This is a genomic window from Rugamonas fusca (assembly GCF_014042365.1).
Taxonomy (GTDB): Bacteria; Pseudomonadota; Gammaproteobacteria; order Burkholderiales; family Burkholderiaceae_D; genus Rugamonas; species Rugamonas fusca.
Genome location: NZ_JACEZS010000020.1, coordinates 1 through 24,244, shown reverse-complemented (window position 1 = coordinate 24,244; position 24,244 = coordinate 1). Strand labels below are relative to the sequence as shown.

Sequence of the window (24,244 nt, the reverse complement as noted above, 5' to 3'; positions counted from 1 at the left end):
CTGTGATGAGTGTGGTGCTGCCGGCCGTCCCTGCTACAAGCCCACTTGCAGGAAGCGCGGATCGCGCACCAGCTGGGCCAGGTCGATGCGGGTCCAGCGCTGGCCCTCGCCGTCCTGGAATTGCTGGCCGCACCAGGGCGGGGCGCCAGCGGGTAGCGCGGCCGGCGTCATGTCATCGAGCTTGCGCAAGCCCAGCACCCGCTCCACCAGCAGCGCGCAGTTAAAGCCCAGCGCCGGCGCGAAGGTGACCATGCGGCTGTCGCCGCCGGCCGCCACGGCGCCCTGGCCGCGGAAGCTGGCCAGGTCGATGATGCCCGTCAGGGTGCCGCGGATGCTGGCCAGGCCCAGGTACCAGGGCTGGGCCAGCGGCACCGGCGTGACCGGCTGCAGCGGGGCGATCTCGCTGACCTGGGTCAGGTCCAGCAGGCAGGGCTGGCCGCCCAGCAGCACGCCCAGCTCGCGCCCGCCGGCCGCCACGCCGCTCTTGGCCGCCTGCATCCGTTCCAGCAGCTGCACCTGGTATTGGCGCAGCCGGCTGCGCCGCTCGGCGCCGCCTGCCTGGCTTTCCTGTTCCTGGCCGGGGTGCGCCATGTCAGCCCAGCGCCGCGATCTTGGCCAGCAGTTCGGCCGCGTCCACCGGCTTGACCAGGTACTCCCTGGCGCCCTGGCGCAAACCCCAGATGCGGTCCGTCTCCTGGTTCTTGCTGGAGCAGATAATCACCGGCACGTCCTGCAGTTCCGGGTCGCGCGCGATCGAGCGCGTGACCTGGAAGCCGTTCGCGCCCGGCATCACCACGTCCATCAGGATCAGTTGTGGCTTGTCGGCCTTGATCTTGGCCAGCGCTTCCTCGCCGTTGTTGGCGGTGGAGACGGAAAAGCCGTTCTTGACCAGGATGTCGGTCAGGTAGTAACGCTCGGTGGGCGAGTCGTCGACGATCAGTATGCGTTGTATGGCCATGCTTCCCCCTGCTGCTTGCTAGGTGTTCGAGGGGACAGCCGGCGCGCCGCCGGTGTGCTCGCGCACGGCGCTTAGCAGGCTGTCCTTGGTAAATGGTTTGGTCAGATAGGCGGCCGAGCCCACCATGGCGCCGCGCGCGCGTTCGAACAGGCCATCCTTGGATGACAGCATGAGCACCGGCGTGGTATGGAATTTGGCGCTCTTCTTGATCAGCGCGCAGGTCTGGTAGCCGTCCAGCCGCGGCATCAGGATGTCGCAGAAGATCAGGGCCGGATGGTGGTCGTTGATCTTGGCCAGCGCGTCAAAGCCATCCTCGGCCAGCACCACCTGGTAGCCGGCCTGGGTCAGGAAGATCTCGGCGGAGCGGCGTATCGTGCTGCTGTCGTCGATCACCATGATTTTCAATGCGGTAGCTTGCGGCGTGGTCATAGTCGGTTCGCTGAAAAGTTGCTACACGATAACACAGAGCGGCGCCGTGCGGCACACTGTGAGCATACCGCGGCGCCGCCGCCGGCCATTTAGAGTCAGCAGTCTACAACGCCACCATCTCGAAATCGTCCTTGCGGGCGCCGCATTCGGGACAAGTCCAGTTCATCGGCACGTCGGCCCAGCGGGTGCCGGGCGCAATGCCTTCCTCCGGCAAGCCGGCCGCCTCATCATAAACCCAACCGCAAATGAGGCACATCCAGGTCTGGAACTCCTGCGTTGTTTCATTGCTACTCACGTTCTCTCACCCTTCAATCTAGTAAAATGTTGAATCAGGTATCTTAATCCACCCGTCGTGCAAAACCAAACTTCTCCCCTGATATTGAGCTTCGGCGCCTGCGACCCGGTGGGCGCCATGGGCGTCCAGGCCGACCTGGCCACTTTTTCCGCGCTGTCCTGCACCGGCCTGCCGGTCACCACGGCGTTGCTGATCGGCGACAGCGCCCGCATCGAGGACGTGCAGGAAACGGACCCGGACTGGGTCTGCGACCAGGCCCGCGTGCTGCTCGAGGACATGACCATGGCCGCCTTCAAGGTGGGCGCGCTGACCAACGTGGAGCAGGTGGCGGCCATCGCCGAGATCCTGTCGGACTACCCGGACGCGCCGCTGATCCTCGATCCGTTCAGCTCGCGCCTGCCGGCCCAGGGCGACGAGGCCCAGGACGAGCTGCTGACCGTGCTGCGCCAGCTGATCGTGCCGCAGGCCTCGCTGCTGATGCTGTCGCAAGTGGAGCTGGGCCGGCTGGCCGAAACCTGGCGCGACGGCGAGGACGCCACCATCGAAGCCGACATCGACTACCTGCTGGCCCTGGGCTGCGAATACGTGCTGGTGACCGGCACCGCCGCCACCGAAGGTCAGGCCGACGGCCACTACGCCAACACCCTGTACGGTGCCGACGGGCGCGTGCGCCACGACAGCTGGCAGCACCTGGCCGGCCCCTTCATCGGCGCCGGCAGCACGCTGTCGGCCGCCATCGCGGCCCACATGGCGCGCGGCGCGGACGCCGCGCACGCCGTGCGCGCGGCGCAGCAATTCACGCACGCCGCGCTCACCCACGCCCAGCGCTACGGCATGGGCAAGCTGGTACCGAACCGATTCTTCGGCCTGAGCGCGGCCCCTGCCGCGCCCGGCCACAACCTCACCCAGGACTGATCAAGCCATGACCATCTCGAACAACGACAAGCTGTTTGCCCGCGCCCAGAAAACCACGCCCGGCGGCGTCAACTCGCCGGTGCGCGCGTTCCGCTCGGTGGGTGGCACGCCGCGCTTCATCACGCGCGCCGAAGGCCCCTACTTCTGGGACGCCGACGACAAGCGCTACATCGACTACATCGGCTCCTGGGGCCCGGCCATCGTCGGCCACGCCCACCCGGACGTGGTGCGGGCCGTGCAAGAGGCGGCCGCGCGCGGCCTGTCGTTCGGCGCGCCGACGGAAGCGGAAATCGACATGGCCGAGGAAATCTGCAAGCTGGTGCCGTCGATCGAGCAGGTGCGCCTGGTGTCGTCGGGCACGGAAGCGACCATGAGCGCGCTGCGCCTGGCGCGCGGCGCCACGGGCCGCGACAAGATCGTCAAGTTCGAAGGCTGCTACCACGGCCATGCGGATTCGCTGCTGGTCAAAGCGGGCAGTGGCCTGCTCACCTTCGGCAACCCCACCTCGGCCGGCGTGCCGGAGGACTTCGTCAAGCACACCCTGGTGCTCGACTATAACAACGTGGAACAGCTCGAGAACGCGTTCGCGGAAATGGGCGACCAGATCGCCTGCGTGATCGTGGAGCCGGTGGCCGGCAACATGAACCTGATCAAGGCCAGCCCCGCCTTCCTGCAAGCCATGCGCGCGCTGTGCACCAAGCATGGCGCGATCCTGATCTTCGACGAAGTGATGTGCGGCTTCCGCGTGGCCCTCGGTGGCGCCCAGCACGTGTATGGCATCAAGCCGGACCTGACGGCGCTGGGCAAGGTGATCGGCGGCGGCCTGCCGGTGGCGGCCTTCGGCGGCAGCGCGGAGCTGATGAGCAAGATGGCGCCGCTGGGCGCTGTCTACCAGGCTGGCACGCTGTCGGGCAACCCGGTGGCGGTGGCGGCCGGCATGACCACGCTCAAGCTGATCCAGCAGCCGGGCTTCTACGACAAGCTGAGCGCCACCGCCAAGCGTCTGGCTGACGGCCTGACGGCAGCGGCGCGCGACGCCGGCGTGACGTTCTGCGCCGACGCCATCGGCGGCATGTTCGGCCTGTACTTCAGCGCCACGCCGCCGCGCAACTACGCCGAGATGATGGCCGGCGACCGCGAGCGCTTCAACGTGTTCTTCCACGCCATGCTGGACGAAGGCGTGTACTTCGCGCCGGCCGCGTTCGAAGCGGGCTTCGTATCGGCCCAGCATAGCGACGCCGTGATCGACGAGACCATCGCCGCCGCGCGCCGCGTGTTCGCCAGGCTGGCCGCCTGAGGCCGGATAGGGACGGGAAAAATGCTGGACGGAAAAATCGGGGACGGACCCCGGTTTTCCTCTGCGGGAAAACCGGGGTCCGTCCCCGATTTTTCCGTCCAGCATTTTTCCATCCCCGGTTTTTCGCGGCTTAGTCCGCCGCCGGCGCCTCGTCCCTGGGCTTCTGGATCACGCCCGTGTTGAAGTTGTACTCGAACAGGTCGCCGTAACGGCCCCATTCGATGGCCACCCGCAGCGCCCGTTCCGCCTCGTCCTCGCTCAGGGTGAAGCGCAGCAGCTTGAGGAACAGGTCTTCCGGCAAATCGCCCGACTTGTCCTGCGACAGGCCGTGGCAGATGTAGGCCACCAGCGGCACGTGTTCCAGCAACTGCTTGCCGAAGATCTCCTGGCGCGCCGTGTTGTCGGCCGCCACGTAGGCGCTGCCCAGTTGCGTGAGCAGGATGTCGCCGCTGGTCAGGTAGGCGAAACCGAGCAGGATCAGGGCGTTCAGCACTTGCAGCAGTTCGTCGTCCGTCAGCTCCGTTTCCTCGGCCAGCTGCGGCAGGTCGGCGCGGCCCGAGAACGGTTCCTCGGCCAGCAGTTCCAGGATCGCTTCCATGTGCGAGATGTCAGCCTGCGGCAGGCGGTCGCCCAGCGCCAGCTTGACTTCCTTCTCGCTGATCAGGCCCGGACGGGCGGCGCCGGCCGTCATCAGTTCGTACACCTTGTCGATCAGGGCCCGCACTTCCGGCCCCGCCGCCTTGCGCGGCTGCGGCAGCGAAATGGGCAGCTCGGCCCGCACCCGGCCCGGATCGCTGGCGAAGATCAGCACCCGGTCCGCCATCATCACGGCTTCCTCGATGTTGTGCGACACCACCAGGATAGCCTTGGTCGGGATGCGGCCCGACTGCCACAGTTCCAAAATCTCCTCGCGCAGCCGCTCGCCCGTCAGCACGTCGAGCGCGGAGAACGCCTCGTCCATCAGCAGCACTTCCGGCTCCATCACCAGCGCGCGCGCGATGCCCACGCGCTGGCGCATGCCGCCCGACAGCTCGCGCGGCAGCGCGCCTTCGAAGCCGGACAGGCCGATCAGATCGATCACCTTCTCGGCCCGGCGCGCCCGTTCCTCGGCCGCCATGCCCTGCGCCTCCAGGCCCAGCTCCACGTTCTTTTGCACCGTCAGCCACGGGAACAGGGCGAACGACTGGAACACCATGCGGATGCCGCGCGCGGTGCCGTACAGCGGCATGCCGCGGTACAGCACCTGGCCTTCGTCGGCCTGGATCAGGCCGGCCATGATGCGCAGCATGGTGGACTTGCCGGAGCCGGACTGGCCCAGCAACGCCACGATCTCGCCTTCGCGCAGCGTGAAATCCACGCCTTCGAGCACGGAACGGGCGGAGCCGTCGGCGGCCCGGAAATGCTTGCCGACCGCTTTCAGTTCAACGATGGGGGTGCTCATTGTGTCAGTCTTTCAAATCAGTGAATTCAGAAGTGCAGCCGGCTTTCGGCCATCGTGTACAGGCGGCGCCACACGAAGTGGTTAAAGCCCATCACGAAGATGCACATCACGCCGATGCCCAGCGCGATACGGGGGAAGTCGCCCTTGGCCGTCATCTCGGCGATGTAGCTGCCCAGGCCATGGGCCTTGACGGTGGTGTCGCCCCAGCTCACGTATTCGGCCACGATGGAGGCGTTCCACGAACCGCCGCTGGCCGTGATGGCGCCCGTGACGAAACTGGGGAAGATGGCCGGCAGCAGGTAGCGCCGCCATTTGAGCCAGCCCGTCAGGCCGAAGTTGTGGGCCGCGTGGCGCAGTTCCGTCGGCACCGTGGAGGCGCCGGCGATCACGTTAAACAGCAGATACCACTGGGTGCCCAGGATCATCAGCGGCGACAGCCAGATGTCGGGGTTCAAATGGAAGCGCACGATGGCCACCACGGCCACCGGGAACACCAGGTTGGCCGGGAACGCGGCCATGAACTGGGCCACGGCCTGGGTGCGCGAGGCCCAGCGCGGGTGCATGCCTATCCACACGCCCACCGGCACCCACACCAGCGCCGCCAGCGCCAGCAACAGCAGCACGCGCGACAAGGTGTACAGGCCCAGCACCAGCACCCGTCCCACTTCGCTCCAGCCCACTTCGGCGCGGATGAAGTGGCCCAGCTCCCACAAGGCGTAGAACACGACGGCCGCGATCACGGCGTCCCACACCCGCTGCGGCAGCAGCGACGCTTGCTGCGGCCGGGCGCGGATCGAGGTGCCATCGTGCTGCAGGCGGAACATGGCGATCGAGCGGGCCAGCAGGCCGCCGCACCACTCCACCAGTTGCTGCGTGCGTTCCGTGCGGCGCAGCCAGGTGAGCAGCCACGACTCCTGCGCCGTATCGCTGCCCGTCTCCTCGAAGCGGAATTTGTCGGCCCACGCCAGCAGCGGGCGGAAGAACAGCTGGTCGTACAGCAGCACGCCCACCAGCATGGCCGTGATGGCCCAGCCGATGGCGCCCAGGTCGCGCTGCTCGATGGCCAGCGCGATGTAGGAGCCGATGCCGGGCAGCTTGATGTTCTGGTTCGATACCGAGATCGCCTCCGACGCCACCACGAAGAACCAGCCGCCGGACATGGACATCATCATGTTCCACAACAGGCCGGGCATGGCGAACGGCAGCTCCAGGCGCCAGAAGCGCTGCCAGCCCGACAGCTGGAACACGCTGGCCGCCTCCGACAGTTCGGACGGCACGGTGCGGAAGCCCTGGTAGGCGGAGAACGCCATGTTCCACGCCTGCGAGGTGAAGATGGCGAAGATGGCGGCGCATTCCACCCCCAGCAGATTACCGGGGAACAGGGCGATGAAGGCTGTCACCGTGATCGACAAAAAGCCCAGGATGGGGATCGATTGCAGGATGTCGAGCAGCGGCACCAGCACCTTCTCGGCCAGCCGGTACTTGGTGGTGAGGGCGGCGAACACGCAGGAAAACACCATCGACGCGCCCAGCGCGATGAACATGCGCAGCGTGGTGCGCAGCAGGTAGTACGGCAGGTAGTACGGTTCCAGCGACAGCGGCAGCGTCTCGCCCACGGCGTAGGGGCGCACCATCTGCTGGCTGCCGTAGGCCAGCAGCACGAACACGGCCAGCACGATGGGCAGCATGGCCAGGTCCCACCGGTTGCCGCCCGCTTCGACCACCTGGCGGGGGAAAAATTGCCGTTTTTTTGTCATTGCTGGTTCTTTCTCTGGCGACCGCGCGCGTTGTGACGCAGGCGGAAAAATCCCGCTAGTTTAACTGATGATCGTGACGGCAAAGTGACGCCCGGCGCCATTCTAATGGATAGGCAAGGGCCGCCAAACAGCCCGCCGGACAATGAAATATTATTTCAGAATTCGATTATTTTTGAAATTTTATTCAATGTGTGATAGTTGGTGAATTTGCAAGCATGATATTCACGTCATAATTCTGTTTATCATTTGCAACACTGTAGCGCCATGAAACTGATCGCCGAAAAACGTTCGAAAAACGACCTGTACGACGTGCTGCGCTTCGTGCGCAACAACGGCAGCTGCACCGACACGCTGATGCCGCGCCAGGGCATCCTGCCGCACGACCTGCTCCATTACGTGGTCGAGTCGGCGCTGCCGCTGCGCCACGGCTTTCTCAGCCTGGTGGCGCGCGGCGCCGACGTCGAACAGGTAATGGCCTCGGCCCACGCCCCGGCCAACGACACGGCGGAACTGGAGGCGGTGCAGACCGAAGCCATCGTGGCCGGCCTGCAGGCCCAGTTATGGCAAGGCGATTTCGACGAGGAAGCGTTCCTGGACGGCGCCGCCCAGGCCTGCCACGCGCGCGACAAGCAACCGTTCGACTTTTCCCAGTTCGACGTGCGCAGCTGCCTGTACGAACGGGCACTGGCGCTGCACCGGCAATGGAGCACGGCGCCCTACTTCAGCACCCTGTCGCTGGAATTCAGCCCGCGCGCGGCGTAGTAGCTGCGCGCGTCACTTGAGCCAGCCGCGCCGGCGGAAGTACCAGAACGGCGCGATGGCGCTGGTGACCATCAGCAGCAACGCGAACGGATAGCCCAGCGACCACTCCAGCTCCGGGAACCAGCCGCGGAAGTTCATGCCGTAGATGGACGCGATCAAGGTCGGCGGCAGGAAGGCCACGCTGGCCACGGAGAAGATCTTGATGATCTTGTTCTGGTTGATGTTGATGAAGCCGACCGTGGCGTCCATCAGGAAGTTGATCTTATCGAACAGGAAGGAGGTGTGGCCGTCCAGCGATTCGATGTCGCGCAGGATCTGGCGCGCCTCCTCGAACTGCTCCGTGTTGAGCAGGCGCCCCCGCATCAGGAAGCTGACGGCGCGCCGGGTGTCCATCATGTTGCGGCGGATGCGGCCGTTCAAGTCCTCCTCCAGCGCGATCGCGTTCAGGGCGGCGGCCGCGTCCTGGTCGGTGAACTGCTTTTGCAGCACGCGCGCGCTCACTTCCTCCAGGTGCAGGTAGATGCCTTCGAGCGCGTCGGCCGAGTATTCGGCGTCCGTCGCGTACAGGTCCAGCAGCACGTCCATGTAGTCGGCGATCGAGCCGGGGCGCGAGCGGGCGCGCATGCGCACCAGGCGGAACACGGGCAAATCGTCCGTGTGCACCGAGAACAGCATCTTGCGGGCCAGGATGAAGGCCACCGTCACCACGCGCGACGGGCCGTCGTCCTCCTCCAGCAGGAAATCGGTGCGCAGGTGCAGGTCGCCGTTTTCGGCCTCGTAGTAGCGGGCCGAGGCCTCGATGTCCTTGACTTCATCCTCGCCCGGCAGGGTTACGCCGTAGATGGCCTTGACCCAGGCCCGCTCGTCCTCGTTCGGATCGGTCAGGTCGACCCAGACCGGCGCCACGTTCTCCAGGTCGGCGCGGGTATCGATGGGAACCTGGTTGAGCCGGCCGTTTTGCAGAACGAAGACATTAATCATGGGCACTCTCGGACGACGAAGGAGGGACGCGGCGCGGCGCGCCAAAACAGCGCAAGTGTACCTGCTCGCCCCGCCGCCGGCCACCCCGGCACGACCTTTTTTTATGTCGGGGTCAGGTCCGGCATCGTGCCAAATTGGTGACATGAAAGTCGCCCAACTGGCACCCATGGCGTGATGCCGGACCTGACCCCGCTCTTTTAGCGTGGCGTGATGCCGGACCTGACCCCGCTCTTTTAGCGGGTGGCCTTCTCGATCATCTTGTCCTGCACGGTGGGCGCGCCGTCGGCGGCCGGTTCCGGCTTGGGCACCTTGGGCGATTCGATGCCCCGCGTTTCGTGCACCTTGACGATGGTGCCGTTTGGATTGCCATTACAGTCAACGTCCGACAGCACCGTCTTGCCGTCGATGACGCACTTGCGCAGCACCCCGGCCGGACGCTCGGGCTGCGCCGGCTGGGCCGCCGCAGCGGCCGCGCCGGCAGGTGTGCCCGGCGCCGCGCCCTGGGCCTGCGCCGGCGCATGGCCGGTCAGCTTGCCCAGCGCCTCGGCGAACAGATTGCGCTCGCTGCGCATCGACATCATGGCGGCCATGGCGATGGCGGCCAGCGTCGCCATCACGATGGCGACCTGGATCAGGCCCAGGCCGCGCTGGTAGGGGATACGTCGCATCGCACTTCTCCTTCTCACAAGTGGAACATCAAGGCAGTTCGGCCGCGCCCATGCGGTGCAGGATCACGCCGGTGCGGCGCGCCAGGTAGCCGGAATCGCGGTGCTTGTCGAAAAAGCGCGGATTGGGCAGCATCACGGCCAGCTTGGCCGCCTGCGCCGCGCCCAGGTTGGCCGCGCTCACGCCGTAGTAGTGGCGCGCCGCCGCTTCCGCGCCGAAGATGCCGGTGCCGAATTCGACCACGTTCAGGTAGATCTCGAAGATGCGTTCCTTGTCCATCACCGCTTCCAGCATGTAGGTGATGACCAGCTCCTGCCCCTTGCGCAGGTAGCTGCGCGAGCCGGACAGGAACAGATTCTTGGCCAGCTGCTGGGTGATGGTGGAACCGCCGCGCACCACCTTGTGCTTCTGGCTGTTCTTTTCGTAGGCCTTTTGCAGCGCATCCCAGTCCACGCCGTCGTGCTCGGAGAAGTTGGCGTCCTCCGAGGCGATGATGGCGCGCTTGAGGTTATTCGAGATCCGCGCATACGGCACCCACAGCTGCTGGATGTTGGCGTTCGGGTTCTTCTCGCGCAGGGCGGCCTGCTGCTCGCGCATGAAACTGGTCATGCCCGGATTGTGATCGACCCACCAGCAGATGTTGAGGAAGAAGTACAGCTGGACCAGCAACAGCAGCGCCAGCGGCGCGATCACCAGCCACTTGATCCAGCGCCGCCGGCCGCCGTCCTTCTTGCGCGCGTCACTCACAGCGCGGCCCGCAGCTGGTGCAGCACTTCCCCCGTGGCCGGATGCACGCCACGCCACATGGCGAACGCTTCGGCCGCCTGCTCCACCAGCATGCCCAGGCCATCGCGCGCCAGTGCGCCGTGCCCGGTCGCGTACTGCATGAAGACGGTGGGCTGGGCGCCATACATCATGTCAAGCGCCAGCGTACCCGGTGCGAACACGCCGGCTGGCAGCGGCGGCAGGTCGCCCTGCAGGCTGGCCGAGGTGGCGTTGATGACGATGTCGAACGGCCCTTGCACCTGCCCGAAGCCGCAGCCGCTGACCACCCCGGCGCCACCCAATGCGGCGAACTGGCGCGCCAGTTCCTCGGCCGTGGCCACGGTGCGGTTGGCGATCACGAGCCGGGCCGGCCGGTGTTCGAGGATGGGCAGCACCACGCCGCGCGCGGCGCCGCCGGCGCCCAGCAGCAGCACCCGCTTGCCCGTGATGGCCACGCCGGCGTTGTTGACGATGTCGGCCACCAGGCCGGCGCCGTCCGTGTTGTCGCCGATGATGCCCTGCTCCGTGAAGTGCAGCGTGTTGACGGCGCCCGCCGCCTGCGCGCGCACAGTCAGCGCCTGCGCCAGCTTGTGGGCTTCGAGCTTGAACGGCACGGTCACGTTGGCGCCCTTGCCGCCTTCGGCGATGAAGGCCTGCACGGCGGCCGCGAAGCCGTCCAGTGGCGCCAGGCGCGCCTCGTAAGTCAGTGACTGCCCGGTCTGGGCCGCGAACGCGGCGTGGATGGCGGGCGATTTGCTATGGGCGATGGGATTGCCGAATACGCAGTAGCGGTCCATCACTGGGCACCGCCGCTCAGGTTTGCTTCCATTTTTTCTTCACGGGTGAATTTGAATCGGGTGATGATGACCCACAGGTCATCCTTGTCGCTGGACAGCATCTTGGGCGGGAAACGCCCGAACGGTTGCGCGCGCCGCACGATCTCGAGCGCCTTGGCGTCCAGCGCCGGGTTGCCGGAGCTGCGCTCGACGCGCGCGCCGCCATCCTTGGTGTAGATGTAACCGTCCTGGAATACGGGGATGTAGACCACCAGTTCACCATACAGCTTGCGCCCGTTCTGCTGCGGGAAGTTGAGCGTGCCCACTTCCTCGATCCGGCGCTGCATGGTCTTGTAGTACTCGGCGTACCCGACTTCGCGCGTGCTGGGCGTGATGAAGGTTTTCTTGGGCCGCTTGTTCTGGTCTTCGATGGTTTCGCTGATCTCGGCCGCCATGCGGGCGATGGCCTTGCTGCTGTCGAGCAGGTCGGCGCCCGTGGGCAGCGGATCGGGCTTGCTCTTTTCCGTCACGGGCGGGGCCGTGAACGGCGTCGGCTTGCTCACCTGGCTCAGCAGGTTGCGCTGCTGTTCCTCCAATTCCGCGATGCGGCGCCGGGTGGCCTTGACGCTGTCGCCCATCTCCATCTTGCGCATGTCGGGCAGCGGCGACTTGGCGCGGCCCGTGTCCACGTTGCCGCCGCCATCGAGGTTGGCCTGGGCCAGCGCCTCGGCCTTGAGCGGCGCGCGCGCATGCTTGGCGTTGACGAGGATGACTTCCAGGCCAGGATCGGTGGGTTCCACCTTGAATGCCTTGGGCGCGACGAAATGGACCGCGAGCAAGGCCCCATGCGCCAGCAGCGAGACGCCGAACGCCATCATCAGGAAACGGTTTTCTTGGAGAGACTTCACGCTGTGCCAGACCGCAGGGGAAAACAAAGTGGGCTGATTTTAACCCGAACCGCTGGGGCGGCGGCTAGCGCAGCGCCCCGTGCCTCTTACTCAGTCAAGGGCGCTTCGGCCGTCGACTCGCCCGTCACGATGACGGGTTCGTCAGCGACGGGCGCGGCCTCGGCCTGCTCCTCGGCCGCCGCTTCCACGGCGCCCACGTCATCCTCGTCCTCGTAATCGAGCTCGGCATCCGTCGCCACCGCGTCGGCGGCCGGGATTTCCAGCAAGCGGGCCTCGACCGACAGGTCAACCTCGTCCCACCGCAAAATGTCGAGCTTGACCTGGGCCCCGCGCGCCACCTGCGGCATGCCGGGCAGGCGGATGATGAGGGGAATATCGACCAGCCGCAGCACTTCATCCTTGAGCACCACCGCTTCCACCTGGCGCGCATCCTCCTGGCCCAGCCAGCGCAGGCACCAGTAGCGCTCCATGTTGGACTGGAAGTCGGCATAGGCCGCATAGGCCGCGTCGAACGCGGACACGATGGCGAACAGGTTGGCGTCCTTGGGCTTGAACGGGGCCACCAGCGGCGCCGTCACGCCATGTTCGGCGCAGGCCAGGATTTGCCACTGGTTGACCAGGTCCGTGTAGCGGCGCAGCGGCGAGGTGCTCCACGCATACTGGTCCACGCCCAGGCCCTGGTGGGGCGCGGCGTGCGTGACCATGCGCACCTGCATCTTGGCGGCCCAGCCGCCCGTGCCGCCGCCCTGGCTGCGGTAGATGCCGGGCACGCCGTGCTCGTGCATCATCTTGCCCCAGCTGCTGTTGGCGAAGATCATCAGCTCGGCCACGATCTTGTCGAGCGGCGCGCCGCGCTTGCGGCGGGTGACGGTGACCACGTCGTCTTCCACGTAGAAGTTGAAATCGACGCGGTTGTTCTGCTCGGGCTTCAAGCCGAACGCCTCGCGCTTGGCCATGCGGCCCTGCTCCAGGTGCTGGGCCCACTGCCACAGCAGCGCCAGTTCTTCCTTGTGCGCATACTCGCCCACGCCGCTGGCCAGGGTTTCCTCGTTGACCAGCTCGTCCAGGTCGTTGTGGCGCAGGTTGTTGGCGATCGGCACCAGCTCGGCGCGCGTGACGGTGGACACCACGCTCCAGTCAGCCGGATTCAGCGTGGCATACAGCGACAGGGCCGGGCAGGTCTTGCCTTCGGCCAGCGTGAACGCTTCCACGATGCTGTCGGGCAGCATGGTGATTTTGTCGCCGGGCATGTAGACGGTGGACATGCGAGCGCGCGCCATCTTGTCGACCGCGTCGTCAGGCTTGATGCCCAGGCCGGGCGCGGCGATGTGGATGCCGACCCGTACCGTGCCATCGTCCAGCCGCACGACCGAGAACGCATCGTCGATCTCGGTGGTGGTGACGTCGTCGATCGAGAACGCGCGCACCTCGGCCACGGGCAGGTCGGTGGGCGCCACGGGCACCGGCACGTCCGGGAAACCGGCGCCGCGCGGGAAGTTCTCGAACAGGAATTTCGACATGTGCAGCGCTTTGGGCGAGGCCACGCCCCCCACGGCCAGCATCAGGCGCTGGGCGTTGGTGTGCAGTTCGTCGCAAGCCGCTTCCAGCGCCTTGTATTCGATGGCGTTCTTGTCCGGTTTGAACAGCAGTTGCTGCACGATGTTGCGCATGGACTCAGGCAGCTTGTTGGCCTTCAATTCGTCCACGTACTGGGCCTGGATGATGGCTTGCTGTTTCTTCTTCTCGATGCCGGCCTGGGCCGCGCGCAGCGATTGCTCGGGCGCGGCCTTGTAGCGGCCCCGGCCCTTCTTGTAGAAATAGATGGGCGCGCCATGCAGGCTCAGGATCAGGCCGGCCGCCTCGAACGGCAGCGGCGCGTGGCCGAAGTATTCGGCGCCCAGATCGGCGAAACCGAACTCGTCCTCGCCCGCCACTTCCCACAGGAATTCCAGGTCGATGTCGGCCGCGACGGCCTTGGCCTGCTCGTGCAGCTCGGCCGGCGTGGGCTTGTCGAACTGCAGCAGCACATCCTTGACCTTGACCTTGGTGCGCTTGCCGCTGGCCAGTTCCACCTGGTAGGCCTCGCCCGCTTGCGACAGCACGGTGCCGACCTTGAAATCGCCGGATTCTTCGAAAAATAAATTCATTGCTCGTTTCTATTCGTTATCGTTGTGATCGGTTTCGTTTGGAGCACCAGCTCCAGCACGGCCGGCAGGAACACTTCCGTCACCAGCAACATGCCCTGGCGGCGCCGGTACAGGCAACGCCGCGCATATAAAATCTGTGGCCGGTCCAGCTCCAGCGCGGCACTGGCGCGCTGCATCAGCGGATGGCCTGCGCGCAAGCGCGCATATTGCAATGCTCCGCGCCGCACCAGCGGGTCGCCGAACAGGGTCGAACCCAGCGAGCGTTCGCCCAGCGCGCTGAACAGGGGCCAGTCCGTGGCCGTGGCCGACATCGGCACCACCGTGTGGCCGAACACGACGGGCCTATTATCACACCGCAGCAGCACTTCGCGTTCCCACACGCGTCCAGGACGGTGCAGGCCGATGGCCGCCGTCTCGTCCGTCAGGCAGCGCCCCGGACGCTGGTGCAGGCACTGCACGCGGAACGCCTGGCTGTGGTCCTTGAGCTTGGCCGTGAGCGAACCGCCGCCCGTGAGCCAGTGCCGCAGTGCCGGCGGCGCGTTGAGCGCGTTGACGTGGCCATACCAGTGCGCCTGCCGCAGCGTGGGCGCCCTCACCGGCCCGCCCCGACGCCGCAGAACGCCAGCACCGGCGCCACATAATCGGCGAAGCCGGAAATGGCGTGGTCGCTGCCGGCGATCACATGCTGGGCCGCGCCCCCGTAGTGGGCCACCATGTCGCGGTAGTCCAGCACTTCGTCGCCGGTGGCCGCCAGCAGGAAGTAGCGTTCCGGCCGCGTGATGCGCGGCACGGCCAGCGCTTGCAGCTCCGCTATGTACTCGCGCTTGAATTCGAACGGCTCGTCGGTATGGTATTGCGTACCCACGCCCACGTAGGGTTCCAGGTCCAGCATGGGGACAACGGCCGGGTTCAGTACGGCCGCGCGGCAACCGAGTTTTTCAGCCAGCCAGGTGGCGTAATAGCCGCCCAGCGAGGAACCGATCAGGGCCAGCTCATGGGCCGGCACGCCGTCCACCAGGTCCAGCGCCAGTTTCATGGCCGCCTCGGGCGAAGCGGGCAGTTGCGGACACAGGTAGTCGGCACCCAGGCCCAGCGCCTGCATGCGCTCGCCCACCAGGCGCGCCTTCATGGAGCGGGGCGAGGAACGGAATCCGTGCAGATAAAGGATCATTGGGCCAGCGCCTGCAGGATCTTCTGGTGCACGCCGCCGAAGCCGCCGTTGCTCATCACCACGATATGGTCGCCGGGACGGGCGGCGGCGGCAATGGCGGCCACCAGCGCATCGAGGTCTTCATAGGCGCTGGCGCGCTCGCCCAGCGGCGCCAGCGCGTCGCCCAGGCTCCAGCCCAGCGCCTGCTGGCTGCCGTAGCCGAACACGCGGTCGGCGTCCGCCAGGCTGCCGGGCAGCGCATCCTTCATGGCGCCCAGTTTCATGGTGTTGGAACGCGGTTCCAGCACGGCCAGGATGCGGCTGGCCTTGCCCAGCTTCTGGCGCAGGCCACCCACCGTGGTGGCGATGGCCGTCGGGTGGTGGGCGAAGTCGTCGTACACGGTGACATCGTTGACGACGCCGCGCACTTCCATGCGCCGCTTGACGCTCTGGAACCTGGCCAGCGATTGGGCGGCCTGCGCCACGGGCACGCCCACGTGGCGGGCGGCGGCGATGGCGGCCAGCGCGTTGGCGCGGTTGTGCTTGCCCGTGAGCTGCCAGCGCACGGTGCCGGATGGTTCGCCGTTGAAGATCACGTCGAAGCTGCCATCGTCATGCTCGCGCAGGGTCCAGTTGACGCCGTCGGCCAGGCCGAAGGTTTCGCGCTCGCTCCAGCAGCCCCGTTGCAGCACCCGCTGCAGCGACGCTTCATCGCCATTGACGATGAGCCGGCCAATGCCGGGCACGGTGCGCACCAGGTGGTGGAACTGGGTCTCGATGGCGGCCAGATCGGGGAAGATGTCGGCGTGATCGTATTCCAGGTTATTCAGGATGGCCGTCTTGGCATGGTAGTGCACGAACTTGCTGCGCTTGTCGAAGAAGGCCGTGTCGTACTCGTCGGCCTCGATCACGAAGAAGTCCGAATCCACGCCGGGGCCAGACAAGCGGGCCGAAATGCCGAAGTTGACGGGCACGCCGCCGATCAGGAAGCCGGGCGCGTAGCCGGCGTCTTCCAGGATCCAGGCCAGCATGGCCGAGGTGGTCGTCTTGCCGTGCGTGCCGGCCACGGCCAGCACCCACTTGTTGCGTAATATATGTTCGCCTATCCACTGCGGGCCCGACACATAGGGCAGGCTGCGGTTGAGGATTTCCTCAATCAGCGGATTGCCGCGCGTAACCACGTTGCCCACCACGTACAAATCAGGCTTGAGCTGCACCTGCTCGGCGCCGAACCCCTGGATCAGCTCGATGCCCTGGGCTTCCAGCTGGGTGCTCATGGGCGGGTAGACATTGGCGTCGCAGCCGGTGACGCGGTGGCCGGCCTGCTTGGCCAGCACGGCCAGCCCCCCCATGAAGGTGCCGCAGATGCCGAGGATATGAATATGCATGTGATAAAGTCGGTGGGACGATGGTCAGAGATGGGATTTTACCTGACGCCGGCGGTTTTTCCCCTTTTGACTATTCAAGGTATCATTTGCCCCATGATGCCCAAGCCAAACGACGAAGCCCGGCAGTTGCGCGCGGAAATAGCCGCCGCCGCCGCCCGGCTCATAGCCCAGGACGGGGCCGAGTACGACAACGCCAAACGCAAGGCCGCGCGCCAGGTGCTGGGCGAGGCGCACGGCAATATTAATATGTTGCCCGCCAATCTATTACCGTCCGACACGGAAATCGAACTGGAAGTGCGCCTGTACCAGGCCCTGTTCCATGCCGACACCCAGCCCGCCCATTTGTTCCGCCTGCGCACGGCGGCGCTGCAAGTGATGGAGTTGCTGGACAAGTTCAGCCCCTACCTGACCGGCTCCGTGCTCAACGGCACGGCCGGCCCCCACGACGACATTCATTTACAGTTGTTCGCCGACAGCGCCAAGGAAGTGGAAATCTTCCTGCTGAACCAGAACCTGACGCTGGACTTTTCGGAAGCGCCCCACTTCAAGGGGCCCCGGTTCGACCCGGTGGAAGTGGTCAGCTTCCTGTGGCAGCAGGAAGGCGTGCACGCGGCCCTGTACGAGCTGGACGATCTGCGCGGCGCCCAGAAAGTGCGCGCCGACGGCAAGCTGATGCGCGCCGACCTGGCCACCGTGCGCGCGCTCCTGATCAGCAGTACCCACCCCGACGAGAAAGTTGATACTCCAACATGAAGAAAAATAATCTGATCGCCTATTCGGTCATCGCCCTGCTGTTCGGCGCCATGGGCGCCTGGGTCGGCACCCACCAGAAGGAACCGGCCCCGCCCGTGACGGCCACGGTCGCTCCCGGCGCCACCGGCCCCGTCGACGCACTATATAGTCAGTCGCTGCCCGACGTGGCCGGCGCCAGCCAGGCCCTGGCCCAGTACAAAGGCCAGGCCTTGCTGGTCAATTTCTGGGCCCCGTGGTGCGCGCCGTGCGTGCAGGAGATGCCGGAGCTGTCGGCGCTGGCCGCCGGAGATGCCGGCAAGAAGCTGAAAGTTATCGGCATAGGCATTGATTCGCCTTCGAATATCGCCGAATTTGCCAACAAATTCAAAATCGCCTATCCGCTCTATGTGGCCGGCATGGGCGGCACCGAGCTGTCGCGCCAGTTCGGCAACACCGGCGGCGGCCTGCCATACACGGTATTGATCGGGGCCGATGGACAAGTCAAGAAAACGTATTTAGGCCGTTTGAAGTTCGATCAATTGCGCGCCGACCTGGCCGCCCTGTAATCAATTTCATCATTTTTTTTCTCTTGCCATCGCCCTCCGTTGGCGGCAAAATGCGGAACTTTCGCGGAAAATGGTCCTGAATCCATGGCACAACACCTCCTGTTACTCAACGGCCCCAACCTGAATTTGCTGGGGACGCGCGAGCCCGAGGTCTACGGCGCAAGCACGTTGGCCGACGTCGAGCAGGCAGCCCAGGCCCAGGTCGCGGCCGCCGGCGCGACGCTGTCTTGTTTTCAGAGCAACCACGAAGGTGCGTTGATCGACCGCATCCATGCCGCCAGGACGGAGGGCGTGGACGCCATCGTCATCAACCCGGGTGGACTGACCCACACCAGCGTGGCCCTGCGCGATGCGCTGGCCGGTGTGGCCATTCCTTTCGTTGAAGTGCATATATCGAATATTTACCAGCGCGAAGCGTTTCGCCACCATTCTTTCCTTAGCGCAATAGCAATCGGTACGATCTGCGGCCTGGGCATCGAGGGATATCGCTTTGCCATCGACTTCGCCCTTAAAAGGCGTTAATCTACGCGATCTGCGCGCAATTTTAGCGCGGCGTGGCCCATGAGGCGGCGCTGCACCCACTCATATACAAGATAATTCCTGGGGGTTACACATGGATTTACGCAAGCTCAAGACCTTGATCGACCTGGTCGCCGAATCGGACATCGCTGAACTGGAAGTGACCGAAGGCGAAAGCAAAGTGCGCATCGTCAAGTCCTCGGCCATGGCACAAAACCAGGTCGTGATGATGCAGCCACAAGGCCTGCAGCAGCAATTCCAGCCTGGCCCCGCCCCTGTGGCCGCCGCCGCGCCAGCCGCCGCCACTGCCGTCGTGGCCGCCGAACCGGCCGGCCACGTGGTCAAGTCGCCCATGGTGGGCACCTTCTACCGCTCCTCGGCACCGGGCAACCCGGCGTTCGTGGAAGTGGGCACCACCGTCAAGGAAGGCGACACCCTGTGCATCATCGAAGCGATGAAGCTGCTCAACGAAATCGACGCCGACAAGGCCGGCACCATTACCCAGATCCTGGTCGAGAACGGCCAGCCGGTCGAATTCGGCCAGCCGCTGTTTGTGATAGGCTAAGTCGCTCGCCTGCCCCCGCCCACGGCGGGGCGCGCCGACTTTCCCCCCGCACTCCCCTCTACAGCAGCCGCCGGCCCGCCGGCGCTCACAGACCTACGCGAACCTATCATGTTTGAAAAAATCCTCATCGCCAACCGTGGCGAAATTGCCCTCCGGATCCAGCGCGCCTGCCGCGAAATGGGCATCAAGACGGTGGTCGTCCACTCGGAAGCGGATAAAGACGCCAAATACGTGAAGCTGGCCGACGAATCGGTATGTATCGGTCCGGCCCCATCGTCGTTGAGCTACCTGAACATGCCGGCCATCATCAGCGCGGCCGAGGTGACGGACGCGGAAGCGATCCACCCCGGCTACGGCTTCCTGTCGGAAAACGCCGACTTCGCCGAGCGGGTGGAAAAATCGGGCTTCGTGTTCATCGGCCCCCGCTCCGACTCGATCCGCCTGATGGGCGACAAGGTCTCGGCCAAGCAAGCCATGATCAAGGCCGGCGTGCCCTGCGTGCCCGGTTCGGACGGCGCCCTGCCCGACGATCCCAAGGCCATCGTGCAGATCGCGCGCAAGGTCGGCTATCCCGTCATCATCAAGGCGGCCGGTGGCGGCGGCGGACGCGGCATGCGCGTGGTGCACACGGAAGCGGCCCTGATCAATGCCGTGGCCATGACCAAGACGGAAGCGGGCACGGCCTTCGGCAATCCTGAAGTCTACATGGAGAAATACCTGGAAAATCCGCGCCACGTGGAAATCCAGATCCTGGCCGACGAGCACAAGAACGCGGTCTGGCTGGGCGAGCGCGACTGCTCGATGCAGCGCCGCCACCAGAAAGTGATCGAGGAAGCGCCGGCACCGGGCATTCCCCGCAAGCTGATCGAGAAGATCGGCGACCGCTGCGCCGAAGCGTGCCGCAAGATCGGCTACCGCGGCGCGGGCACCTTCGAGTTCCTGTATGAAAACGGCGAGTTCTACTTCATCGAGATGAACACCCGCGTGCAGGTCGAACACCCGGTCACGGAAATGATCACCGGCATCGACATCGTGCAGGAACAGATCCGCATCGCCGCCGGCGAGAAGCTGCGCTTCCGCCAGCGCGACGTGATGCTGGCCGGCCACGCCATCGAGTGCCGCATCAACGCCGAAGACCCGTTCAAGTTCACCCCGTCGCCAGGGCGCATCCTGTCGTGGCACACGCCGGGCGGCCCCGGCATCCGGGTCGACTCGCACTCGTATGCGGGGTATTATGTACCGCCGCACTACGATTCGATGATCGGCAAGCTGATCGCCTACGGCGCCACGCGCGAACAGGCGATCCGCCGCATGCAGATCGCGCTGTCGGAAATGGTGGTCGAGGGCATCCAGACCAACATTCCGCTGCACCGCGAACTGATGATCGACGCCCGCTTCATCGAAGGCGGCACCAATATTCACTACCTGGAGCAAAAGCTGGCCGACATGCCCGAGCTGCACAAACTGAGCCTGGGCAACAAGAACGACAGCAAAGGATCGTAATGAGCTGGACTGAAATCGTCATCGAAATCGCGCGTGACCACGCCGAAGCCCTGTCGGACGCCCTGATGGACGTGGGCGCCCTGTCCGTGTCCGTTGAAGACGCGGATGAAGGCACGGACGCCGAGCGCCCCCTGTTCGGCGAGCCGGGCATGGAGCCCAAGGAAGCGGCGTGGGAACACAGCCGCGTGGTCGCGCTGACGGAGCAGGATGCCGACCAGGCCGCCATCGTGGCGGCCGCCGCCGAGCAGATCAAGCTCGCCAGCGTGCCCAAGTTCACGCTGCGCAAGGTGGAGGAGCAGGACTGGGTGCGCCTGACCCAGTCGCAATTCGCGCCCATCCACATTGGCAAGAACATCTGGGTCGTGCCCAGCTGGCACGAGGCGCCCGATCCGGACGCCCTGATTTTGGAACTGGACCCGGGCCTGGCCTTCGGCACCGGCAGCCATCCGACCACCCGGCTGTGCATGGAGTGGCTGGAAGCTCATCCGGCACCCGGCAAGACCGTGCTCGACTACGGTTGCGGTTCCGGCATCCTGGCCATGGTGGCCAAGAAGCTGGGCGCCGCGCAAGTGGCGGGCGTGGACATCGACCCGCAAGCGATCGAATCGGCGCGCGACAATGGCGTGCGCAACCAGTGCGACGTCGAGTACTTCCTGCCCGACACGTTCGCCCAGTCGGCCTACGCCAACCAGCGTTTCGACGTGGTGGTGGCCAACATCCTGTCCAGCCCGCTCAAGCTGATGGCGCCCATGTTGTCGGGCCGCGTGGCCGACGGCGGCGCGCTGATCCTGTCGGGCGTGCTGGCGCGCCAGGCCGAGGAAGTGGCGGCCGCCTACGCGCCGTTCATCAAGCTGGGCGTGTGGGCCGAGCAGGATGGCTGGGTCGCCCTGCATGGCCGGCTCGGCAGCGACACGGTGCCGCCGGCGCGCGACGCCTGATCCACCGCAGCGATGGCGCTCGCCACTAAATGCCCCCACTGCAACACGATATTTCGGGTCGCCCATGACCAGCTGAAATTACGTGGGGGCATAGTGCGCTGCGGCGCCTGCAATGAAGTCTTTGACGGCAATGCGGCCCTGCTGGAGCCGCCCGTGCCGCCCGCCCCGGCGCCAGCACCGACACCCGTTCCCGCTGTGGCTGCCGCCGCCGCGGCTCCTGCTCCCGCTGTTGCTTCCGCTTCGGCTCCGACGCCTGCTGCCGCTCCGGCGCCTTCGCCCGTTCCATTACCGCCCGCCGTCCCGTTCGATGCCGCCATGGCCGCGCTCGACACCCACGCCGCCACGGCCTTGGCGCCGGCGGCCGAGGACAGTGGCGCTCCGCTGGAACTGGACACCCTCGAAACGGCCGACGCCGGCGAAGCCGATGCCGGTGCTGTTGTCCATGCTGAAGTTGATGCGGTTGCCGATGCCTTGCCGGCGCCGTCGATCCTGAGCGCGCCAGCCATCCCGGCCGAGACCGGCTATGTGCCACCGGCAACAGCGTATGCCCCGTCCGGGGCGCCATTCGCCCTGCCCCCATCCGCCGCCTACGCCAGCGGTATCGACGCCACGCCCACGCTGCCCCCCATACCGGCGCCCGCCGAAGACAAGCTGGAACTGGACCTGGACGTCGATCTTGAGCCGGCCACCGAAGTACTGGACTGGGATGCGCCGGGCAGCGCGTCGCGTGACACGGCGGCCGCCAGCGCCGATGCCATCCCGGCATCCACAGCAGCACCGCAACCCGGCTTCACGCCGCCGGCAGCCGTGCATGACCTTGAGCCGCCGGTGGCCGAAGCACAGCACTTTTCCCCGTTCACGCTGGATGAGGCATTCCAGCTCGAACCGGAAGACATGGCCGATGCCGGATCCGCACTGGAAATCGAAGCGGCCAGCGAGCCAGCGACCAACGCGCGGGCCGACGGCCGCCGCGAACCGATCTGGGGTGAGCCCGCCGTGCCACCGGCCGCCGCCGAACCGGCCGCCCCGTCCGACGCCGATGACGAGGACGAAGTACTGGTCGACCTGTCGCCCGCCGCACGCGCGCAGACTGACGCGCCGCTGCCGCTCACGGCCAGCCGCGACGAACCGGCGCTGGCCAGCGCCGACACGGCCGCGGACGCCGACGCCGGCACCGCGCAGGAAGAACCGGGCTTCGTCAAACGCCACCACCGCCGCCAGCGCCTGGGCAAGCTGGCCACCATCGCCATGAGCGCCGGCTCGGTGCTGCTGGTGGGGGCGCTGGTGGGCCAGGCCGCCACCACCTTCCGCAACCAGCTGGCGGCCAGCGTGCCGCAACTGAAACCGGCGCTGCAATCGCTGTGCACGGCGCTGGGCTGCAAGGTGGAGCTGCCGGCGCAGATCGACTATGTCACCATCGAACAGGGCGAGCTGCAGACGCTGAGCGAATCCACGTTCTCGTTCACCACCCTGCTGCGCAACCAAAGCACGACGGCGCAAGCGTGGCCCGACATCGAGCTGCGGCTCGACGATGCCAACGACAAGGCCGTGCTGCGCCGCGTGTTCACCCCGCGCGACTACCTGGGCCCGGACGCGGACCTGGGCAAGGGCTTCGCGCCCCACTCCGAACAATCGATCAAACTGTACTTTGAGCTCAAGCAGCTCAAGGCTTCCGGCTATCACATCGCCGTTTTCTATCCGTAAAGACCTATCCAATGAACCAGACCACCCTGATCTGCGGCTCGCTCGCCATCGACACCATCATGCAATTTGGCGGCCGCTTCGGCGACACGCTGCTGGCCGACCAGCTGCACAAGGTGAACGTATCGTTCCTCGTGCCCACCATGCGCACGGAATTTGGCGGCTGCTCCGGCAACATCGCCTACACCTTGAAGATGCTGGGGGGCGATCCGCGCATCGTCGGCGTGATGGGCCAGGACAGCGGCCCTTACCTGGAGCGCCTGCGCCAGTTCGGCATCGCCACCGACAACATCCTGATCAAGCCGGACGCCTACACGGCCCAGTGCTTCGTGACGGCCGACGCCGACAACAACCAGATCAACGCCTTCCACCCCGGCGCCATGTCGTTCGCGCACGAGAACCCGGTGGCCAAGGCCGGCCCGGCGCGCGTCGCCATCATCTCGCCGGACGGCCACGAGGGCATGCTCAAGCACGCCGCCGACCTGGCCGAACTGGGCATCCCCTTCATGTTCGACCCCGGCCAGCAGCTGCCCATGTTCAGCGGCGAACAGCTGATCGAATTCATCGACAAGGCCACCTACGTCTCGTGCAACGACTATGAGATCGAACTGCTGATGGACCGCACCGGCCTGACCTTGCCGGACATGGCCAGCCGCCTGGAAGCGCTGATCGTCACGCGCGGCGACAAGGGTTCGGAGATCTACACCAAGGGCCAGCGCATCGAAATCCCGGCCGTGCAGGCCGAAGCCGTGCTCGATCCGACCGGCTGCGGCGACGCCTACCGCGCTGGCCTGCTGTTCGGCATCACGCGCGACTGGAGCTGGGAGACGACGGGCCGCCTGGCCAGCCTGTTGGGCGCCATCAAGATCGCGCGTAAGGGCGCGCAGAACCACCTGATGACGGCCGCCGAAATCGCGGACCGTTTCGAGGCGGCGTTCGGCTACCGCTACTAAATAAGAACCGGGGTCACCCATTAGCCAACCAGCGTCAAGTCGATAATACTGTCCCGGCGCCTCGATTTTATCGAGGCGCAATTTCTTGCCTGCCTTAGCCGCAAACGCTTGTCGCGCCCGTTTTCTCAGTAC

Annotated in this window: 26 protein-coding genes and 1 pseudogene; 12 read left to right on the top strand and 15 right to left on the bottom strand. The window is 65.9% G+C overall.

The window, feature by feature from the left end:
* Nucleotides 1-33: 33 nt before the first annotated feature.
* From H3H36_RS20025 to H3H36_RS20010, 4 genes are all read right to left on the bottom strand, one after another.
* Nucleotides 34-591 carry a chemotaxis protein CheW gene (locus H3H36_RS20025; protein ID WP_182219858.1) on the bottom strand — a complete coding sequence of 186 codons (558 nt, stop codon included), beginning with the start codon at nt 589-591 and terminating at the stop codon, nt 34-36.
* A 1-nt stretch (nt 592) separates the two neighbouring features.
* Nucleotides 593-958, bottom strand: a complete 366-nt coding sequence (locus H3H36_RS20020; RefSeq protein WP_182219857.1) for a response regulator — start codon at nt 956-958, stop codon at nt 593-595.
* A gap of 18 nt (nt 959-976) precedes the next feature.
* Nucleotides 977-1,387, bottom strand: coding sequence for a response regulator (locus H3H36_RS20015; protein ID WP_182219856.1), 411 nt, complete (start codon nt 1,385-1,387; stop codon nt 977-979).
* Nucleotides 1,388-1,490: 103 nt separating this feature from the next.
* Nucleotides 1,491-1,643, bottom strand: coding sequence for a rubredoxin (locus H3H36_RS20010; protein WP_182165123.1), 153 nt, complete (start codon nt 1,641-1,643; stop codon nt 1,491-1,493).
* Nucleotides 1,644-1,739: 96 nt separating this feature from the next.
* On the opposite strand from H3H36_RS20010, the gene thiD reads away from it, so the two are divergent.
* Nucleotides 1,740-2,597 (top strand): bifunctional hydroxymethylpyrimidine kinase/phosphomethylpyrimidine kinase, encoded by an 858-nt coding sequence (gene thiD, locus H3H36_RS20005; RefSeq protein ID WP_182219855.1) that lies wholly within the window; start codon nt 1,740-1,742, stop codon nt 2,595-2,597.
* A gap of 7 nt (nt 2,598-2,604) precedes the next feature.
* The gene (gene hemL, locus H3H36_RS20000) at nt 2,605-3,894 is read left to right on the top strand and encodes a glutamate-1-semialdehyde 2,1-aminomutase (protein ID WP_182219854.1); all 1,290 of its coding nucleotides are present in this window, start codon (nt 2,605-2,607) and stop codon (nt 3,892-3,894) included.
* 130 nt (nt 3,895-4,024) lie between these two features.
* Here hemL and H3H36_RS19995 read toward each other — a convergent pair whose 3' ends face one another.
* Nucleotides 4,025-5,335 (bottom strand): ABC transporter ATP-binding protein, encoded by a 1,311-nt coding sequence (locus tag H3H36_RS19995; protein ID WP_182219853.1) that lies wholly within the window; start codon nt 5,333-5,335, stop codon nt 4,025-4,027.
* 26 nt (nt 5,336-5,361) lie between these two features.
* Nucleotides 5,362-7,092 carry an ABC transporter permease gene (locus H3H36_RS19990; RefSeq protein WP_182164909.1) on the bottom strand — a complete coding sequence of 577 codons (1,731 nt, stop codon included), beginning with the start codon at nt 7,090-7,092 and terminating at the stop codon, nt 5,362-5,364.
* 264 nt (nt 7,093-7,356) lie between these two features.
* Between H3H36_RS19990 and H3H36_RS19985 the strand changes: the two genes are divergently transcribed.
* On the top strand, nt 7,357-7,854 hold the full coding sequence (locus tag H3H36_RS19985; protein ID WP_182219852.1) for a hypothetical protein: 498 nt from the start codon (nt 7,357-7,359) through the stop codon (nt 7,852-7,854).
* A 12-nt stretch (nt 7,855-7,866) separates the two neighbouring features.
* Here the strand turns inward: H3H36_RS19985 and corA are convergent, their stop codons facing one another.
* The 9 genes from corA to mpl all read right to left on the bottom strand — a co-directional run bounded on the left by corA (nt 7,867) and on the right by mpl (nt 16,635).
* The gene (corA, locus tag H3H36_RS19980; RefSeq protein ID WP_182219851.1) at nt 7,867-8,835 is read right to left on the bottom strand and encodes a magnesium/cobalt transporter CorA; all 969 of its coding nucleotides are present in this window, start codon (nt 8,833-8,835) and stop codon (nt 7,867-7,869) included.
* Between the two features lie 233 nt (nt 8,836-9,068).
* A complete protein-coding gene (locus H3H36_RS19975; RefSeq protein ID WP_182219850.1) occupies nt 9,069-9,503 on the bottom strand; it encodes a DUF4124 domain-containing protein in 435 nt (144 codons plus the stop codon).
* A 28-nt stretch (nt 9,504-9,531) separates the two neighbouring features.
* Entirely contained in the window at nt 9,532-10,248 is a 717-nt protein-coding gene (mtgA, locus tag H3H36_RS19970; protein ID WP_182219849.1) for a monofunctional biosynthetic peptidoglycan transglycosylase, read from the bottom strand.
* Nucleotides 10,245-11,063 (bottom strand): shikimate dehydrogenase, encoded by an 819-nt coding sequence (gene aroE, locus H3H36_RS19965; protein ID WP_182219848.1) that lies wholly within the window; start codon nt 11,061-11,063, stop codon nt 10,245-10,247. Before aroE ends, mtgA begins: the two co-directional genes overlap by 4 nt.
* The gene (locus H3H36_RS19960) at nt 11,063-11,920 is read right to left on the bottom strand and encodes a TonB family protein (RefSeq protein ID WP_182219927.1); all 858 of its coding nucleotides are present in this window, start codon (nt 11,918-11,920) and stop codon (nt 11,063-11,065) included. The genes aroE and H3H36_RS19960 overlap by 1 nt, the downstream gene beginning before the upstream one ends.
* 116 nt (nt 11,921-12,036) lie before the next feature.
* Nucleotides 12,037-14,097, bottom strand: a complete 2,061-nt coding sequence (locus H3H36_RS19955) for a ribonuclease catalytic domain-containing protein (RefSeq protein ID WP_182219847.1) — start codon at nt 14,095-14,097, stop codon at nt 12,037-12,039.
* Nucleotides 14,094-14,693, bottom strand: coding sequence for a chorismate--pyruvate lyase family protein (locus H3H36_RS19950; protein WP_182219846.1), 600 nt, complete (start codon nt 14,691-14,693; stop codon nt 14,094-14,096). Before H3H36_RS19950 ends, H3H36_RS19955 begins: the two co-directional genes overlap by 4 nt.
* The gene (locus H3H36_RS19945) at nt 14,690-15,268 is read right to left on the bottom strand and encodes a YqiA/YcfP family alpha/beta fold hydrolase (protein ID WP_182219845.1); all 579 of its coding nucleotides are present in this window, start codon (nt 15,266-15,268) and stop codon (nt 14,690-14,692) included. Before H3H36_RS19945 ends, H3H36_RS19950 begins: the two co-directional genes overlap by 4 nt.
* Nucleotides 15,265-16,635 (bottom strand): UDP-N-acetylmuramate:L-alanyl-gamma-D-glutamyl-meso-diaminopimelate ligase, encoded by a 1,371-nt coding sequence (gene mpl / locus H3H36_RS19940; protein ID WP_182219844.1) that lies wholly within the window; start codon nt 16,633-16,635, stop codon nt 15,265-15,267. Before mpl ends, H3H36_RS19945 begins: the two co-directional genes overlap by 4 nt.
* A gap of 93 nt (nt 16,636-16,728) precedes the next feature.
* Between mpl and H3H36_RS19935 the strand changes: the two genes are divergently transcribed.
* The 9 genes and pseudogenes from H3H36_RS19935 (at nt 16,729) to H3H36_RS19900 (ending at nt 24,112) form a co-directional block, all read left to right on the top strand.
* Nucleotides 16,729-17,388, top strand: coding sequence for a hypothetical protein (locus H3H36_RS19935; RefSeq protein WP_182219843.1), 660 nt, complete (start codon nt 16,729-16,731; stop codon nt 17,386-17,388).
* Nucleotides 17,385-17,933: a TlpA family protein disulfide reductase gene (locus tag H3H36_RS19930; RefSeq protein ID WP_182219842.1), complete on the top strand. Its 549-nt coding sequence runs from the start codon at nt 17,385-17,387 to the stop codon at nt 17,931-17,933. Before H3H36_RS19935 ends, H3H36_RS19930 begins: the two co-directional genes overlap by 4 nt.
* 84 nt (nt 17,934-18,017) lie before the next feature.
* The gene (aroQ, locus tag H3H36_RS19925; RefSeq protein ID WP_182164887.1) at nt 18,018-18,455 is read left to right on the top strand and encodes a type II 3-dehydroquinate dehydratase; all 438 of its coding nucleotides are present in this window, start codon (nt 18,018-18,020) and stop codon (nt 18,453-18,455) included.
* Nucleotides 18,456-18,546: 91 nt separating this feature from the next.
* Entirely contained in the window at nt 18,547-19,017 is a 471-nt protein-coding gene (gene accB / locus H3H36_RS19920) for an acetyl-CoA carboxylase biotin carboxyl carrier protein (protein WP_182219841.1), read from the top strand.
* Nucleotides 19,018-19,125: 108 nt separating this feature from the next.
* Nucleotides 19,126-20,520 (top strand): acetyl-CoA carboxylase biotin carboxylase subunit, encoded by a 1,395-nt coding sequence (accC, locus tag H3H36_RS19915; RefSeq protein ID WP_182219840.1) that lies wholly within the window; start codon nt 19,126-19,128, stop codon nt 20,518-20,520.
* Entirely contained in the window at nt 20,520-21,458 is a 939-nt protein-coding gene (prmA, locus tag H3H36_RS19910) for a 50S ribosomal protein L11 methyltransferase (RefSeq protein WP_182219839.1), read from the top strand. Before accC ends, prmA begins: the two co-directional genes overlap by 1 nt.
* A gap of 12 nt (nt 21,459-21,470) precedes the next feature.
* Nucleotides 21,471-21,572: pseudogene (locus H3H36_RS27855) on the top strand (MJ0042-type zinc finger domain-containing protein); the annotation flags it as partial.
* 201 nt (nt 21,573-21,773) lie between these two features.
* A complete protein-coding gene (locus H3H36_RS19905; RefSeq protein ID WP_229220012.1) occupies nt 21,774-23,162 on the top strand; it encodes a DUF3426 domain-containing protein in 1,389 nt (462 codons plus the stop codon).
* Between the two features lie 11 nt (nt 23,163-23,173).
* Nucleotides 23,174-24,112: a carbohydrate kinase family protein gene (locus tag H3H36_RS19900; protein WP_182219837.1), complete on the top strand. Its 939-nt coding sequence runs from the start codon at nt 23,174-23,176 to the stop codon at nt 24,110-24,112.
* Nucleotides 24,113-24,244: the final 132 nt, after the last annotated feature.